General features: G+C 63.7%; 16 protein-coding genes. 7 read left to right on the forward strand and 9 right to left on the reverse strand.

From position 1 onward, the window contains the following. Positions 1-3 precede the first annotated feature (3 nt). From ACZ5KU_RS21485 to gnd, 4 genes are all read right to left on the reverse strand, one after another. Positions 4-816, reverse strand: coding sequence for a crotonase/enoyl-CoA hydratase family protein (locus ACZ5KU_RS21485; protein ID WP_464736237.1), 813 nt, complete (start codon positions 814-816; stop codon positions 4-6). 237 nt (positions 817-1,053) lie between these two features. Further along, positions 1,054-1,878 (reverse strand): Cof-type HAD-IIB family hydrolase, encoded by an 825-nt coding sequence (locus ACZ5KU_RS21490; protein ID WP_054060300.1) that lies wholly within the window; start codon positions 1,876-1,878, stop codon positions 1,054-1,056. Beyond that, on the reverse strand, positions 1,875-3,398 hold the full coding sequence (gene zwf / locus ACZ5KU_RS21495) for a glucose-6-phosphate dehydrogenase (protein WP_054060301.1): 1,524 nt from the start codon (positions 3,396-3,398) through the stop codon (positions 1,875-1,877). The genes ACZ5KU_RS21490 and zwf overlap by 4 nt, the downstream gene beginning before the upstream one ends. Continuing rightward, complete coding sequence (gene gnd / locus ACZ5KU_RS21500; RefSeq protein ID WP_054060302.1) at positions 3,395-4,378, reverse strand: phosphogluconate dehydrogenase (NAD(+)-dependent, decarboxylating); 984 nt, start codon at positions 4,376-4,378, stop codon at positions 3,395-3,397. The genes zwf and gnd overlap by 4 nt, the downstream gene beginning before the upstream one ends. A 297-nt stretch (positions 4,379-4,675) precedes the next feature. Between gnd and ACZ5KU_RS21505 the strand changes: the two genes are divergently transcribed. From ACZ5KU_RS21505 to ACZ5KU_RS21515, 3 genes are all read left to right on the forward strand, one after another. Further along, the gene (locus tag ACZ5KU_RS21505) at positions 4,676-4,855 is read left to right on the forward strand and encodes a DUF6026 family protein (RefSeq protein ID WP_054060303.1); all 180 of its coding nucleotides are present in this window, start codon (positions 4,676-4,678) and stop codon (positions 4,853-4,855) included. Between the two features lie 188 nt (positions 4,856-5,043). Beyond that, positions 5,044-6,780, forward strand: a complete 1,737-nt coding sequence (locus ACZ5KU_RS21510; protein WP_464736238.1) for a phosphoethanolamine transferase CptA — start codon at positions 5,044-5,046, stop codon at positions 6,778-6,780. A 303-nt stretch (positions 6,781-7,083) separates the two neighbouring features. Next, positions 7,084-7,308 (forward strand): DUF2790 domain-containing protein, encoded by a 225-nt coding sequence (locus ACZ5KU_RS21515; RefSeq protein ID WP_273822478.1) that lies wholly within the window; start codon positions 7,084-7,086, stop codon positions 7,306-7,308. A 157-nt stretch (positions 7,309-7,465) separates the two neighbouring features. Here ACZ5KU_RS21515 and ACZ5KU_RS21520 read toward each other — a convergent pair whose 3' ends face one another. The 4 genes from ACZ5KU_RS21520 to ACZ5KU_RS21535 form a co-directional block, all read right to left on the reverse strand. Further along, positions 7,466-7,957 carry a GNAT family N-acetyltransferase gene (locus tag ACZ5KU_RS21520; protein WP_054060337.1) on the reverse strand — a complete coding sequence of 164 codons (492 nt, stop codon included), beginning with the start codon at positions 7,955-7,957 and terminating at the stop codon, positions 7,466-7,468. Positions 7,958-8,058: 101 nt separating this feature from the next. Further along, positions 8,059-9,168: a cell division protein ZapE gene (gene zapE / locus ACZ5KU_RS21525; protein WP_464736239.1), complete on the reverse strand. Its 1,110-nt coding sequence runs from the start codon at positions 9,166-9,168 to the stop codon at positions 8,059-8,061. Positions 9,169-9,214: 46 nt separating this feature from the next. Further along, positions 9,215-9,550: a nuclear transport factor 2 family protein gene (locus ACZ5KU_RS21530; protein ID WP_054060307.1), complete on the reverse strand. Its 336-nt coding sequence runs from the start codon at positions 9,548-9,550 to the stop codon at positions 9,215-9,217. A 52-nt stretch (positions 9,551-9,602) separates the two neighbouring features. Further along, positions 9,603-10,322: a helix-turn-helix transcriptional regulator gene (locus ACZ5KU_RS21535; RefSeq protein ID WP_054060308.1), complete on the reverse strand. Its 720-nt coding sequence runs from the start codon at positions 10,320-10,322 to the stop codon at positions 9,603-9,605. A gap of 128 nt (positions 10,323-10,450) precedes the next feature. Here ACZ5KU_RS21535 and ACZ5KU_RS21540 point away from each other — a divergent pair, with 128 nt between their 5' ends. Both ACZ5KU_RS21540 and ACZ5KU_RS21545 read left to right on the forward strand, forming a co-directional pair. Next, the gene (locus ACZ5KU_RS21540) at positions 10,451-10,918 is read left to right on the forward strand and encodes an LEA/WHy family protein (RefSeq protein ID WP_054060309.1); all 468 of its coding nucleotides are present in this window, start codon (positions 10,451-10,453) and stop codon (positions 10,916-10,918) included. A 72-nt stretch (positions 10,919-10,990) separates the two neighbouring features. Beyond that, the gene (locus ACZ5KU_RS21545; protein WP_464736240.1) at positions 10,991-11,548 is read left to right on the forward strand and encodes a GNAT family N-acetyltransferase; all 558 of its coding nucleotides are present in this window, start codon (positions 10,991-10,993) and stop codon (positions 11,546-11,548) included. On the opposite strand, the gene ACZ5KU_RS21550 is transcribed toward ACZ5KU_RS21545, so the two are convergent. Then, positions 11,539-12,465 carry a carbon-nitrogen hydrolase family protein gene (locus tag ACZ5KU_RS21550; protein ID WP_054060311.1) on the reverse strand — a complete coding sequence of 309 codons (927 nt, stop codon included), beginning with the start codon at positions 12,463-12,465 and terminating at the stop codon, positions 11,539-11,541. The two genes, ACZ5KU_RS21545 and ACZ5KU_RS21550, sit on opposite strands and share 10 nt — an antisense overlap. An 86-nt stretch (positions 12,466-12,551) precedes the next feature. On the opposite strand from ACZ5KU_RS21550, the gene ACZ5KU_RS21555 reads away from it, so the two are divergent. Both ACZ5KU_RS21555 and ACZ5KU_RS21560 read left to right on the forward strand, forming a co-directional pair. Then, positions 12,552-13,466 (forward strand): LysR family transcriptional regulator, encoded by a 915-nt coding sequence (locus tag ACZ5KU_RS21555; protein WP_054060312.1) that lies wholly within the window; start codon positions 12,552-12,554, stop codon positions 13,464-13,466. A 139-nt stretch (positions 13,467-13,605) separates the two neighbouring features. Then, positions 13,606-14,601, forward strand: coding sequence for a FecR family protein (locus tag ACZ5KU_RS21560; protein WP_464736241.1), 996 nt, complete (start codon positions 13,606-13,608; stop codon positions 14,599-14,601). Positions 14,602-14,648 lie beyond the last annotated feature (47 nt).

The raw sequence follows: 14,648 nt of genomic DNA on the forward strand, positions 1-14,648 counted from the left end.
TCCTCAGTCCAGAAATTCAGGTTTCTGCTTGCTCATGTGTGCCGCGATGGCCACACGCAGGTCGTTCGATTGCAACATGGAGGCGTTCCAGGTGGCAACGTATTCCAGGCCGTCGTCGATCCGGTGGTCACGCATGTAACTGAGCATTTCCTTGGTGCCGCTCACGGCGATCGGCGACTTGCCGGCGATTTCCCGCGCCAACCCCATCACACCGTCGAGCAGCGCGGCCTGATCAGGATAGACACGATTGACCAGACCGATGCGCTGCGCCTCGTCGGCACCGAACTGGCGGCCGGTGTAGGCCAGCTCGCGCAGCATGCCGTCACCGATGATACGTGGCAAACGTTGCAAAGTGCCGACATCGGCGGCCATGCCGATATCCACTTCCTTGATCGAGAACTGCGCGTCTTCGGCACAGTAGCGCATGTCGCAGGCGGCGATCAGGTCGATGGCCCCGCCCAGGCAGTAGCCCTGGATGGCGGCCAGGACCGGCTTGCGGCAGTGGTCGACGGCGTTGAAGGAGGCCTGCAGTTGCAGGATCTTGCGCCGCAGCAGGCGAGCGTTGCGGCCCACGTCCTTGCCCAGTTCGTTACCGACCGAGGCCAGCAGCATCAGGTCGATGCCTGAGGAAAAATGCTTGCCCGCGCCGCTCAGCACCACCACCCGGACCTCATCGGTGTCGTCGGCCCACTGGAAGATCTGGGTGATCTCGCTCCAGAACGCGGCGTTCATCGCATTGATCTTTTCCGGACGGTTGATCTGCACATGGGCGATGTTGTCGGCCAGTTCGACACGGAAGGCTTGGTATTCGGACATGACGGGGCATCCTTGGCGGGCTGATGGGAGTTTGAGGGAATATAGCAAGCGGGTTGGGCGGTCGGGGGTAGCGGATGTGCCAAAAGCCGGACTTGGGCGAATGGCCGCCTGCGGCGGTTCGCGGGCAAGCCCGGCTCCTACAGCGACCGGCGTCGAACTCAAATCCTTTGTACGGCCCGATCACTTGTAGGAGCGAGGCTTGCCCGCGAACCGCCAGAGGCGGCCAGCCTCCACCACCTAGCGAGGCCCCAGGATCCATTGCTCGATGGCCTGCGCCGCTCCATCCTCGGTGTTGCTGCCGGTCACCACATCCGCCTGCCGCTTGACCACCTCTTCAGCCTGGCCCATGGCAATCGCCAGCCCCGCCCGATGGAACATCGCCGGGTCATTGCCGCCATCGCCGATCGCCGCCGTCTGCGCCAGCGGCACCTCAAGGAACTTCGCCAGTGTCACCAGCGCCTCGCCCTTGTTGGCCTGCATCGCGGTGATGTCCAGGTAGGCCCGCTGCGAGCGACTGGCCAGCGCCTGGTCCGCCACCAGCGGCTGCAGCACCGTCTCCAGTTCGATCAGCAGTTGCGCATTGCCGCTGGCCCCGACGATCTTGTCGATACGGTCCAGGTACGGCTCGAAACTCTCCACCACCTTCGGCGGATAGCCCAGCGCATGCTGCTCCCGAGGGACCATGGTGCCGTGGGGGTTGCGCAGCAGCCATTCGTTGTCGGCAAACACCCAGATCTCCACCTCCTCATGCCGCGACAGCAACTCCAGGGTGCAGATCGCCGCCTCGCGCGGCACGTAATGAGTCACCAGGTAGCGGCCATCGGGATGCATCAACGTGCCGCCGTTGAACGCGGCCACGGGTAAATCGACACCCAGCGCCTCGATCTGCTCGCGCATCGCCCGTGGCGGCCGACCGGTGGCCAGGCTGAAGAACACCCCCGCCTTGCGCAGCGCCCGCACCGCCTCGACAGTGCGTGGGCTGAGGCTGTGATCAGGGCGCAACAGGGTGCCGTCCATGTCGCTGAGCAGCAGGCGGATGGGGTATTGCACCGAGCCGCTCATCCGATGCCGTGCCAGGCGCGGCCGTCGCGCGCCAACAGTTCATCGGCAGCCGCCGGGCCATTCTCGCCGGCCTTGTACGACTGCACCTGGCTGTCTTCGCGCCAGGCATCGAGGAACGGCTGCACCGCGCGCCAGCCGTTCTCGATGTTGTCGGCACGCTGGAACAGCGTCTGGTCGCCGGTCAGGCAGTCGTAGATCAGCGTCTCGTAGCCGGTGGACGGCTGCATCTCGAAGAAGTCCTTGTAGGCGAACCCCAGCTCGATATTGGCCATGTCCAGCGCCGGCCCCGGGCGCTTGGCCAGCAGGTCGAACCACATGCCCTCGTTCGGCTGGATCTGGATCTTCAGGTAGGTCGGCTGCAGGCGCTCGACCTCGGTATCGCGGAACTGCGCATACGGCGCCGGCTTGAAGCAGATGGCGATTTCCGTGTCGCGCACGCTCATGCGCTTGCCGGTCCGCAGGTAGAACGGCACGCCGACCCAGCGCCAGTTGTCGATCATCACCTTGAGCGCGACATAAGTCTCGGTGTTGCTGTCGGGCGCCACGTTGTTTTCTTCGCGATAACCGGCCACGGCCTTGCCCGCCACTTCACCGGCGGTGTATTGGCCGCGAACCGAGTTCGCCCGTGCCTCCTCGATGCTCCAGGGTCGAATCGCGCCGACCACCTTGGCCTTCTCGCCACGTACGGCGTCGGCACCAAAGGCCGCTGGCGGCTCCATGGCAACCATCGCCAGCAGTTGGAACAGGTGGTTGGGCACCATATCGCGCAGGGCGCCGGTGTGTTCGTAGAAACTGCCGCGGGTTTCCACGCCCACGGTTTCCGCCGCGGTGATTTGTACATGGTCGATGTAGTGGTTGTTCCAGAACGCCTCGAACAACACGTTGGAGAAGCGGCTGACCAGGATGTTCTGTACGGTTTCCTTGCCCAGGTAATGGTCGATCCGGTAGATCTGCTTCTCGCTCATCACCTTGAGCAGGCAGGCGTTCAACGCCTCGGCGGTGGCCAGGTCGGAGCCGAACGGCTTCTCGACCACCACCCGCCGAAAGGCCTCGGGCGTTTCCTCGAGCAGCCCGGCCGCTCCCAGGCGCCGCGCCACCTCACTGAAGAAGCGCGGCGCGGTAGCCAGGTAGAACACCGCGTTGCCGGTGCCGCTGGCGGCAATCTTTGCGTTCAGCGCGGTGTAGGTGGAGTCGTCGAGGAAATCGCCCTGCACGTAACTGATGTTCTTCGCCAACTTGCGCCAGAGCGCGGCATCCAGCGCCTGCTCCGCAGTCTTCCCGCTCTTGGCGGCCACCTCGGTACGGCTGAACTCTTCCAGTTTTTTGGCGAACTCGGCGTCAGTGACGGCGTTGTGGTCGACGCCGACGATGTGCAGGCCGTCGTCGAGCAGGCCGTCACGGCTCAGGTTGTACAGCGCCGGCATCAGCAGGCGCTTGACCAGGTCGCCGTGGGCACCGAACAGGAACAGCGTGGTCGGCGGGGCGGCCTCAACCTTGCTTTTCTTGCCGGTGGCCTTCATTTTTTCGGCGTCTCCACGTGGCCGCCGAAGCCGAAGCGCATCGCCGACAGCAACTTGTCGCCATAGGTGCTCTGTTGGCGCGAGCGGAACCGGGCGAACAGCGAGCTGGACAGCACCGGCACCGGTACCGCCTGTTCGATCGCCGCCTCGATGGTCCAGCGGCCTTCGCCGCTGTCGGCCACCGCGCCGGAGTAGTTGTCCAGCTTGGGATCGGTGGCCAGGGCGTCGGCGGTGAGGTCCAGCAGCCAAGAGGAGACCACGCTGCCGCGGCGCCAGACCTCGGCGATATCGCCCAGGTTCAGGTCGAAACGCTGGTCGGCCGGCAGGCTTTCGGAATTCTTGGTCTTGAGGATGTCGAAACCCTCGGCGAAGGCCTGCATCATCCCGTATTCGATGCCGTTGTGGATCATCTTGACGAAGTGCCCGGAACCCGCCGGGCCGGCATGGATGTAGCCGCGCTCGGCGCGGTCGTCGGCGGTCGGGCTGCGATCGCGGGTCCGCGCAATGTTGCCCAGGCCCGGGGCCAGCGCATCGAACAGCGGATCAAGGCGGCGGACCACCTCGGCATCACCGCCGATCATCATGCAATAGCCACGCTCCAGGCCCCAGACGCCGCCGGAAGTACCGACATCGATATAGTGGATGCCCTTTTGCGCCAGCTCCTGGCCACGACGGATATCATCCTTGTAGTAGGTGTTGCCGCCGTCGATGATCACATCCCCCGGCTGCAGCAGCTTGCCCAGTTCGGCAATGGTGTCCTCGGTGGGCGCCCCGGCCGGCAACATCACCCAGACCGCTCGCGGCGCGCTCAGCCCGGCAACCAGTGCCGGCAGGTCGGCGACACCGGTGGAACCTTCCTGGCCCAGGGCGGCAACGAAGTCGGTGTTGCGGTCGTAAACCACGGTCTCATGGCCCTTGAGCATCAATCGCCGTGCGATATTGCCGCCCATGCGGCCCAGTCCGATGATTCCAAGTTGCATGTAGCGTTACTCCAGACGACGAGTTCGAAAAAACTCGAAAAAGATAAAGGCGACACCTTAGCCCACCGCAACGGCGTGTGTCCTGCGAAAGGTTAGTCAAATACGGCGATGATTGGTTCGCCGGTGTCGCCCGTGACCCTCTTGTTACGCTCGAACTCGCTCCCAGGACACGGCGACAACAAAAAATAAAAAAGTTCCCATGCGCCGAAAAAGAATCCAAAATTGTCTTGAACGAGCCCCCTGCCCCTGATCGGGCCGGGCCAGCTCCACCGAAACAGACCCTTCGCGAGGTGAGCAATGGGTACGGTAGCCGCAGTACGTCCCCCACAAACCCTGTACGTCACGATCCGCCGCGATGAGTTGCGGCAGTTGCAGGACGAGCGCAACGCGCTGCTGCAGCAGGTCGCGCTCTTGCAGGAGGCCCTGCAGGCGCAATCCCTGACGGCCCAGGCCCCGCTGCCGCGACTGGGCAACTGAACGCCGGCCCACGGCTGACTCCCCATCCCCTCCAGGCGCGCCGCCGGTGTGCCTGGCCCTGAACGTTTTTTTCACACGTCGTTACCGATACTCCAGGCCTTCCAGCCGTGCGCAATTCGTGCGGCCATTCCCCATGGCGACTTTTTTCCCAGCCCCATGGTTCAGTTGGCGATTGATTGGAGTGCTCGATGGCGTTGTTCGAACGCAGCAACAAGTCTGCGAAAGGTTTTGATTGGGCCGGGCTCGGCTGGATGTTCCTGTTCTTCTGGTACTTCTCGGGTATCACCCAGTTGCTGATCCAGTTGAGCGGCACTTCCGGCTTCTCCGGGTTCCGCCAGGCATTCTTCCTCAGCGCCATCTGGCTGGCACCGCTGCTGGTGTTCCCGCGTCGCACCCGCCTGCTCAGCGCCCTGATCGGCCTGATACTGTGGGCCTGTTCCCTGGCCAGCCTGGGCTACTTCTTCATCTACCAGCAGGAATTCTCGCAGAGCGTGATCTTCATCATGTTCGAATCGAACATGGCCGAGGCCAGCGAGTACCTGACCCAGTACTTCCAGTGGTGGATCCTGCTCGCGCTGCTCGCCCACAGCGTCGTGGCCTTCCTGCTCTGGACCCGCGTACGCCCGGTTCACCTGCCACGCGGTCGCGCCCTGGCGGTGGCGACGCTGCTGCTGGTGTCGATCATCGGCTATCCACTGGTCAGCCAGATCAACCGCAGCTCGACGCTGGAGGAAGGCCTGGAGCGTTTCGAAAGCCGTGTCGAACCGGCGGTCCCGTGGCAGATGGTGGTAGCCTATCGCAGCTATCGCCAACAACTGAACAACATGCAGGGCATGCTCGACAGCGCCAGCAGGATTCCACCGCTGCATAACCTCAAGGACCGCCAGGCCGGCCTGCCGACCACCCTGGTGCTGGTCATCGGCGAGTCGACCAACCGCCAGCGCATGAGCCTGTACGGCTATCGCCGGGAAACCACGCCGAACCTCGACAAGCTCAGGGAACAACTGGCGGTCTTCGACAACGTGGTGACTCCGCGTCCCTATACCATCGAGGCCTTGCAGCAGGTCCTGACCTTCGCCGACGAAGAAAACCCCGACCTGTACCTCAAGACCCCGTCGCTGGTCAGCGTCATGAAGCAGGCCGGCTACAAGACCTGGTGGATCACCAACCAGCAGACCATGACCAAGCGCAACACCATGCTCACGACCTTCTCCGAGCAGGCCGACGAGCAGGTGTACCTGAACAACAACCGCAACCAGAACGCCCGCCAGTATGATGGCGATGTGCTGGAACCGTTCAACAAGGCCCTGGCCGACAGCGCCCCGCGCAAGCTGATCGTGGTTCACCTGCTGGGCACGCACATGAGCTACCAGTACCGTTACCCGCCGGCCTTCGAGAAGTTCACCGACCGTACCGGCGCCCCGCCCGGTCTGAGCGACGACCAGATACCGACCTACAACAGCTACGACAACGCCGTGCTGTACAACGATTTCGTGGTATCGAGCCTGATCAGGGACTACGCCAAGACCGACCCGAACGGCTTCCTGCTGTATCTGTCGGACCACGGCGAAGACGTCTTCGACTCCGCCGGCCATGCCACCCTGGGCCGCAACGAGGCCAAGCCGACGGCGCCGATGTACACCATACCGTTCATCGCCTGGGCCTCGCCGAAATGGCGCGAAAGCCATGACTGGAGCTTCGCTTCGGACCTGAGCCGCCCCTACAGCAGCTCGCACCTGATCCACACCTGGACCGACCTGGCCGGCTTGAGCTTCGATGAGCAGGACCTGAGCAAGAGCGTGGTCAGCGATCAGTTCAAGGTTCGGCCGTTGCTGATCGGCGATCCCTACGCGCGTCCACAGAGGGCGCTGATCGATTTCAGCCTGATCAAGCCCAAGCCGCAGGGAGACGTGGCGAAGAAATGAGCTTCTGGCCTGTTCTCGCGGCTCGCAGCGGAACAGGCCATTTCTCTCGGCGCCTACCCGATGGCGCCGATCCGGGCTGGCATGCCTGCCTGCGAAGCAACGGGCAAAATCAGAAAAATATTATCCGCTTAAAACAGGCTCATAATATTTACTTAATCTTTCTGATATTCATCAAACATTCCTGCAACCGCTCATCCGGCATTTATCCATCTTAATTGCCACTTAATTCCCCCTTCCTAAAGTTGCTCCGAATTTCAGATCGCCACGGCGACATCCATTTAGACAACTCAGGAAACATCAATCATGAAACTGCCTACCTTGCTGATTGCCGGTCTATTGTCCGCCACTTCTTTCGCTGCCCTGGCCGAAGGCGGCTCCGACCGTGCCCGTGAGCGCTGGGAAAATTTCCAGGTCAGCCAGCAGCTGGCGCGCGAGCAGGCCGAACAGAAGACCCTGACCGCTCAGGCACAAAAGAACGATGCCTCTTCGAACGAAGTGAAAACGGCCGAGCAACAACCTGACACCTGATTCATCGATCGAGCTCCCGATAACACCTCTGGTTGCTCCACAAGTTTCTTGTGAGGGGTGTTTTCTTTCAGCGCCCTGTATGGGGCGCTTTTTTATTTGAATGCCGGCCAACCGGATGTTCAGTGAAGATATCCGCCCTGGTACTTGAGGGGAGTCATTACAGATACTTGTTCCAGAACATCATCTGCCCGTGACTCGGATCCAGCTGGGCACCACTGAAACCGAACTTCTCGTACGCAGCCCGGGCCACCGCATTCCCCTCCAGCACCTCCAGGGTAATTTTGCAGCAGCCCCGCTGACGGGCGATATCCTCGACCTTCTGCAGCATCCTGCGACTCAACCCCAACCCCCGAAACCGGCTCAGCACCGCGACGTCATGCACGTTCACCAGTGGCCGGCAGGCAAAGGTCGAAAAGCCTTCGAAGCAGTTCACCAGCCCCGCCGGCTCGCCACCGACAAACGCCAGCACACTGAACGCATGGGCACGCTTGGCCAGCTCGGCCGGCAGTTGCGCCAGCAGGTCAGGGTCCAGCGACTGACCACCGCCCATCGGGTCTTCGGCATAGTGGTTCAGCACCAGGGCGATCGCCTCGGCATGCACCGGGTTGGTGTAGCTCGCCTGCAGTATCAGTACATCCGCAACGTCCATGTTCATCCTCGACGGCATCATTGAAAATCGGTTCTCGCTTCAGGGCAGCCGATTGTAGGCCCGGGCCAGGGCCGGGCGAAGGAAATTCTCCAGACTTGGCTTCACTGCCCGAACCGCTGCAACTGCATCTCATGCAGGCGACTGAGGGTACGACGAAACGCGAACGCCAGGTAACCCTCGCTGTACAGTTCGTCCAGCGGCACCTGGGCCGCGACGTACAAGGCCACCTTGCGGTCGTAGCACTCGTCCACCAGCGCGATGAAACGACGCACGCTGTCATCGTGGATCGACAGTTGTGGCAACTGACGATCCCCCGCCTCGACCCGTTGCGCGGCATCCTCGGTACCCCGGGCGATCCGACCGGGACGCTGGCGGGCGCTGAGGTTCGGTACCTCGTCGAGGAAGATCGCCGAGTAACGATCGCACAGTGCCATGAAGTCCATCGCCGCCAACGGCTGCTCACACAGTTCGGCATAACGGCACCAGAGCACGCTTGGCGAAGCCCGCACCACCGCCAGGGTCCGATGCCCCATGGCGACCGGCTCGCTGGACACCGGCTGCCCGGCGGTCAGCGCGTCGAACGCCTGGGCAAAACCGCTCGAGCCTTCCACCGGCACCACCCAGTAACGCTGCAGACCCGCGCCCGGATGCAGACGATGATCCTCGCCGCCATCGACGTCGACTACCGTCATGTGCCGTTCGATCGCGGCAATCGCCGGCAGAAAGCGCTCGCGGTTGAAACCCTCGGCATACAGCTGGTTCGGCGGCTGGTTGGAGGTACAGACGATCACCCCCCCCTCGTCGAACATCACCTGGAACAGCCGCCCGAGAATGATCGCATCACCAATGTCATTGACGAACAGCTCGTCGAAACACAGCACCCGCACCTCGGCCGCCAGCTCACGGGCCAGGGCCCGCAACGGATCGGCGATCCCGCTCAACTGAAAGGAGCGCTGGTGCACCCAGCCCATGAAGTGATGGAAATGTTGGCGCCGGGACGGCACCCGCAGGGTCTGGTGGAATTGGTCCATCAACCAGGTCTTGCCGCGCCCGACCGGCCCCCAGAGGTAGACGCCGCGGGGGACCTGCCCCTGGTGCAGCGCCTCCTGGCAGTGTTGCAGCGCCTGCACCGCCTGCCATTGCGCGGGGTCGTGGACAAAGCCCTGGGCGACGGCTCGCTGGTAGGCAATCAGGGGGGAATCGACGGTCATGGGCGGGGCCATTGCTGAACAGGGCCCCGCAGTATGCCAGCTCGACTCAGAGGGAAATATCCAGCCGGGCGATCTTGCCCTGTTCGTTCAGCCGGAAGGTGTAGCGCAACTCCACCGGGCTGCCGGGAAAGCTGCCCGAGACGAGCTTGCGCACCAGCACCTTGCCGGTGCGCTGGGCGACGTCGAGCACTTCGACCCGGGGCTGGTACTTGCGACCGGTTTCATCCATCCACCTGGCAATCTCCAGGGTACCGACCTGGTGCCGGCCTTCATCGAAGACATTCGCGTCCGCGGCGAAGAAACTGTCGATCGTCGAGGTGTCGCGGGCATTGGCGGCGGCAATATAGGCCTCGATAGCCGGGGCCAGGGATGAGGTGTTCATGGGGCACAGCTCCTTGCTGGTGGGACTGGCCTCATCCTATGCCAGGCCCGCGTCAGTTTTTGTCAGGAGTGAACGGCTGGGTTTTCTGTTGTTGCTCGCAGGCCTGGTGCCAGCCGCGCAACAGGTCGCTGCGCCGTCCCGGATACCGTTCGCCCTGCTCGCAGGCGGCAGCGATGCGGTCGGTACGAAAGGTCCGGTAGTCGTTGCGCAGCTCACACCAGGCGACGATCACCCGCACCTCGTTCAGAAAGCCCAGGGCCAGGGGCCAGATCAGGCGCTGGCTGGGGATCCGGTTGGCATCGGCGTAGTCGATGTACAGCTTGGTCTGCTGGCCGATCGCCTGACGCAGCACGCTCAGTGGCACGATGTTCTCCGGGAAGCCGTAACCGGCGGGTCCGGCCAGCACGGTGGGGTTGCGCAGGGCCTCCTGGGCCGCCGGCCCGAGCACCGCGGAAATCTTCGCCAGGGCCCCACAGGCGGCCTTGCCCAGCACATCGTCAGCCCGCTGGTTGACGTACTGCAGGCCGAGCATGATCGCCTCGGCCTCGTCGGCATCGAGCATCAGCGGCGGCAGGAACAGGCCGCTGCGCAACACGTAGCCGATCCCCGCCTCGCCCTGGATCGGCGCGCCCAGGGCAATCAGTTCGGCAATGTCGCGATAGACCGTCCGCTCGGAAATCTCCAGTTCATGGGCCAGGGCCGCCGCGGTGGCCGGGCGGCTACGGGCCCGCAATACCTGCAACAGCGTCAATAGACGGGAAGTACGGGACACGGTGGATTCAACCTGAACAGAAGCGGATGCGCGCAGCCTAGCAGAGACTCCTGTCAGAAACTGTCAGGAGCCGCAGGGTCCATGCTTTGCTGTATCGTGAGCCTGCCATTCATCCAGAGGATTCCACCATGCGCAAACTCCTCGGCCTGGGCCTGCTGTTGCTGACCCTCAGTGCCTGCGCACTGTTCTCCGGTCGCGACCCGTTGAATATCAACGTGGTCGGGATCGAGCCACTGCCCAGCCAGGACATGGAGATGCGCTTCGCCGTGACCCTGCGCCTGCAGAATCCCAACGAGACGGCCATCGCCTACAACGGCGTGGCCCTCGACCTGGAGGTGAACGACCAGCCGCTGGCCTCCGGTGTCAGCAACCAGCAAGGCACGCTGCAGCGCTTTTCCGAAACAACGCTGACGGTACCGGTCAGCGTCTCGGCCTTTTCCATGCTGCGCCAGACCTTCGGCCTGAGCCAGGCCCGCAGCCTTGACGGCCTGCCCTACGTACTGCGCGGCAAGTTGGCCGGGGGACCGTTCGGCACGATGCGTTTCGTCGAGCGGGGCCGCCTGGACCTGCCGGGTTCCAATACCAGCCGCTGGTGAACCAGCACCTGCTGGGCGACACGAAAGGCTGTTATAAGGAGCCTTTCGACTCCGCCCGGGACGGCACGCATCATGGACAGATACCCCACCCTGCACAGCGAACGGCTGATCCTGCAACCGATGACGCTCGCCGACGCACCCGCCGTCCAGCAACTGTTCCCGCACTGGGAAGTGGTGCGCTACCTCAACGCCCTGGTGCCCTGGCCCTATCCGGACGACGGCGCCTTGAGCTATCTGCGTGATATCGCGCTGCCCGCCGTCGAACGCGGAGAGGAATGGCACTGGTCGATGCGCCTGAAGACGGCACCGGAACAGATGATCGGCTCCATCAGCCTGATGAACGAAACCGACAACAACCGCGGCTTCTGGCTCGCACCGCAGTGGCAGGGCCAGGGGCTGATGAGCGAGGCCAGCCGCGTGGTCACCCATTACTGGTTCGAAGTCCTCGACCGGCCACTGCTGCGCGTCCCCAAGGCCGCGCCCAACCTGGCCTCGCGACGGGTTTCGGAGCGTGAGGGCATGCGCCTGATCCGTAGCGAGGAGCGCGCCTTCGTCAGCGGGCGACTGCCCTGTGATATCTGGGAAATCACCCGTGAGCAATGGCGGCGCGGCCTGACGCCTCAGTCCTGAATGAAACGTACGCCCGGCTTGGCCCGCTCGTCCACTCGCAGTTCGAACACATCCGGACGCGAATAGTGGCCGGTCACGTCGAAATCATAGCGGGCCCGTACCAGCTCGTCGGTATCGATCTCGGCGGTCAGCAGGCCGGCTTCGCCCACCAGCGGCCCGGCCAGCACATCGCCCATCGGCCCGACGATCAGGCTGCCACCGTTGATCAGCGGGCGCTCGTCCGGCCAGTTCTCGACACTGCCGCCCAGCGCCGCCGGCGAGGGCTGGACCTGGCAGGCGGTGACCACGAAGCAGCGGCCCTCGCAGGCGACATGACGCATGGTCACCCGCCACATTTCCCGTTCGTCCACCGTCGGCGCACACCAGACGTCCACGCCCTTGGCGTACATCGCGGTACGCAGCAGCGGCATGTAGTTCTCCCAGCAGACCGCCGAACCGATCCGCCCGGCCTTGCCTTCCACCACCGGCAGGGTCGAACCGTCGCCCTTGCCCCAGATCAGCCGCTCGGTACCGGTCGGCATCAGCTTGCGGTGCCTGGCCACCAGGCCTGCCTGCGGGTCGAAGAACAGCACGGTGCAGAACAGGCTGTGACCGTTGCGCTCGATCACGCCGAGTACCAGGTTGGCCCCGGTGCGGGCCGACAGCCCGGCCAGTGCCTCGGTTTCCGGGCCCGGAACGTCGATCGCATTGGCGTGATAACGGGCGAACGCTTCACGCCCTTCCGGCAGGCGGTAGCCCAGCTGGGTGCCGAAGGTCTCGCCCTTCGGGTAGCCGCCGAGCAGCGCTTCCGGCATCACCACCAGGCAGGCGCCGGAGTCGATGATCGCCTGTTCGTAGGACAGGATCTGTTCCAGGGTCTCGCCCTTGCCACCCGGCAAGGACCCGATCTGCAAGGCGGCAACGATGGATTTGGACATGAGCGGTTCTCCATGACGTGAGTTCGTGTTGCAGATTGTCGCGGCGAAGTCGATCATGAATAAAGACCACTTCATCACTGAATGATATGAACAACACGAATATCAAGACCCTGGATCTGAACCTGCTCAAGGTCTTCGAAGCCCTGCACGACGAGTCCAGCGCCAGCCGCGCGGCCGTGCGCCTGGGCGTCACCCAGTCGGCCATCAGCGCCGCCCTGCGCCGGTTGCGTGAGGTCTATGGCGATCCGCTGTTCGTGCGTACCGGCCGCGGCCTGGCACCGACCCTGTGCGCCAACCAGCTCAAGCCGGTGATCAGCGAAGCCCTGAACAAGTGCCGGCAGAGCCTGGCGCTGGTCGACCCGCAGGCCCAACACTACGAGGGCCGCTCGGTGATCATCGGGCTGTCGGACGATTTCGAGATTGCCTACGGTCGCCGTCTGCTGGAACTGATCGCTATCCAGGCACCCCGTCTGCGCCTGATCTTCCGCCAGACCCACAGCCAGATCGTCGGTGAAGGCCTGATGCAACGCCAGTTCGACCTGGCCATCACCGCTGGCGGCTTCGCCGAACGCCTGCTCAGCCGCCGGGTGCTGGGCGAAGGCGACTACCTTTGCCTGGTCGACCCGCAGAGCCTGGAGGCCGGCCAGACCGGGCTCAGCCTGGAGCAGTTCGTCGCCCGTGAACATATCCTGGTGTCGTCCGGCGGCTTCATCGGCATCACCGACGAAGCGCTGGCCGGCCTGGGATTGGGCCGGCACGTCAGCGCCTCCACCAGCCATTTCGCGGCATTGCCCTACCTGCTCAAGGGCAGCCAGGCCGTCGCCACCATTCCGGCCCATGCCGCCCAGGCCATCGCCGAACTCGGCGGGCTGAGCCTGCTACCCTGCCCCATGCCCCTGCCGCGCTACCCGATCGAGTTGGGCTGGCGCACCAGCGTGTCCCTCGACCCGGCGGTGTTGAAGGTACAGGCGGCCATTTTTCAATGTTTTCACATTGCCTGAGTCATCATGGACACCCCACTCGTAGCCGGTTTTCAGGACAATTCGGGGAAAAATCCAACCTGACCTGATATGCATTTGCCATCTAGTGTTCTCGGCAGGCACCGGGGAAGGTTAGAATGTAGGAAATAGGGAAGAGTCAATGACAGAGCAGATCCTCTCAGAAGCCGAGTACGACGCGATCACCGATGCCGCCGCGCATTGGTGCATGCGTCTGCATGAGCAGGACTGTACGGATGCCGAACGGGAGCAATTCGCCGCCTGGCTCGAGGCCGACCCGCTGCATGCCAGCGAATACGAGGCGATGCTGGAGATCTGGGAGGTCGCCGACCACCTGCCGCGGCCGCCGCAGGCTGAAGTCATTCCACTGCCCGTCAAGCGCCGCCACTGGTCGCGTTATGGCGTGGCGGCCAGCAGCCTGCTGGCCATTCCCCTGGCCGGTTACATCGGCTGGAGCCTGGGCTGGATACCCAGCTCCTACCAGACCTTCGAAGCCGGCAACCGGGTCGAGCACATCACCCTCGCCGATGGCAGCCAGGTGGAACTGAACCTGGGCAGCCAGCTGACCTACAGCAACTACAAGGATCAACGGCGGGTCACGCTGAAGAAGGGCGAAGCCTTTTTCGACGTCAGCCATGACGCCGAGCACCCCTTCGTGGTGAGGGCCGCCAAGGGCCAGATCCGGGTCACCGGTACCCGCTTCAACGTCTGGATGTATGAGGACCAGGTGCGGGTGACCTTGCTGCAAGGTTCCGTGCTGGTCAACAGCGACAGCAGCCAGCCCGGCGGCTACCGCCTCGATCCGGGCATGCAGGCGCGCTACAAGGCCGGCGACTATGAGCCGCAGATCAGCCAGACCTATGCCAATGACACGTCCCTGGCCTGGCGCAACGGCAAGCTGATCCTCGACAACCTGAGCCTGGCCGACGCCCTGCCGCTGATCAACCGCTACCTGGCCATGCCAGTGCTGCTGGCCGATGCGGACACCGGCGGGATCCGCATCGGCGGGATCTACAGCACCGCCGAGGTGAAGAAACTGGTCATCTCGCTGCCCAAGGTCCTGCCGGTCTACCTGACCCAGAACAAGGACGGCAATCCGGTGCTCAACGCCATCCCGCGGGAAAAGCCCAAGGCCTGAGCAGCCTGCTCAGGCCATCCGTGGAAGCCCACCCTTATGGCAATGGC

The sequence above is a fragment of the Pseudomonas sp. Tof1 genome (assembly GCF_055390395.1).

Bases quoted from the DNA above. Each gene is read 5' to 3' on its own strand.
- ACZ5KU_RS21530 (WP_054060307.1), bottom strand. From the start codon at position 9,550: ATGAACACCTCATCCCTGGCCCCGGCTATCGAGGCCTATATTGCCGCC.
- ACZ5KU_RS21560 (WP_464736241.1), top strand. From the start codon at position 13,606: ATGACAGAGCAGATCCTCTCAGAAGCCGAGTACGACGCGATCACCGAT.
- zwf (WP_054060301.1), bottom strand. From the start codon at position 3,398: ATGAAGGCCACCGGCAAGAAAAGCAAGGTTGAGGCCGCCCCGCCGACC.
- ACZ5KU_RS21515 (WP_273822478.1), top strand. From the start codon at position 7,084: ATGAAACTGCCTACCTTGCTGATTGCCGGTCTATTGTCCGCCACTTCT.
- ACZ5KU_RS21490 (WP_054060300.1), bottom strand. From the start codon at position 1,878: ATGAGCGGCTCGGTGCAATACCCCATCCGCCTGCTGCTCAGCGACATG.
- ACZ5KU_RS21485 (WP_464736237.1), bottom strand. From the start codon at position 816: ATGTCCGAATACCAAGCCTTCCGTGTCGAACTGGCCGACAACATCGCC.
- ACZ5KU_RS21505 (WP_054060303.1), top strand. From the start codon at position 4,676: ATGGGTACGGTAGCCGCAGTACGTCCCCCACAAACCCTGTACGTCACG.
- ACZ5KU_RS21550 (WP_054060311.1), bottom strand. From the start codon at position 12,465: ATGTCCAAATCCATCGTTGCCGCCTTGCAGATCGGGTCCTTGCCGGGT.
- ACZ5KU_RS21540 (WP_054060309.1), top strand. From the start codon at position 10,451: ATGCGCAAACTCCTCGGCCTGGGCCTGCTGTTGCTGACCCTCAGTGCC.
- ACZ5KU_RS21545 (WP_464736240.1), top strand. From the start codon at position 10,991: ATGGACAGATACCCCACCCTGCACAGCGAACGGCTGATCCTGCAACCG.
- zapE (WP_464736239.1), bottom strand. From the start codon at position 9,168: ATGACCGTCGATTCCCCCCTGATTGCCTACCAGCGAGCCGTCGCCCAG.
- gnd (WP_054060302.1), bottom strand. From the start codon at position 4,378: ATGCAACTTGGAATCATCGGACTGGGCCGCATGGGCGGCAATATCGCA.
- ACZ5KU_RS21555 (WP_054060312.1), top strand. From the start codon at position 12,552: ATGAACAACACGAATATCAAGACCCTGGATCTGAACCTGCTCAAGGTC.
- ACZ5KU_RS21520 (WP_054060337.1), bottom strand. From the start codon at position 7,957: ATGGACGTTGCGGATGTACTGATACTGCAGGCGAGCTACACCAACCCG.
- ACZ5KU_RS21510 (WP_464736238.1), top strand. From the start codon at position 5,044: ATGGCGTTGTTCGAACGCAGCAACAAGTCTGCGAAAGGTTTTGATTGG.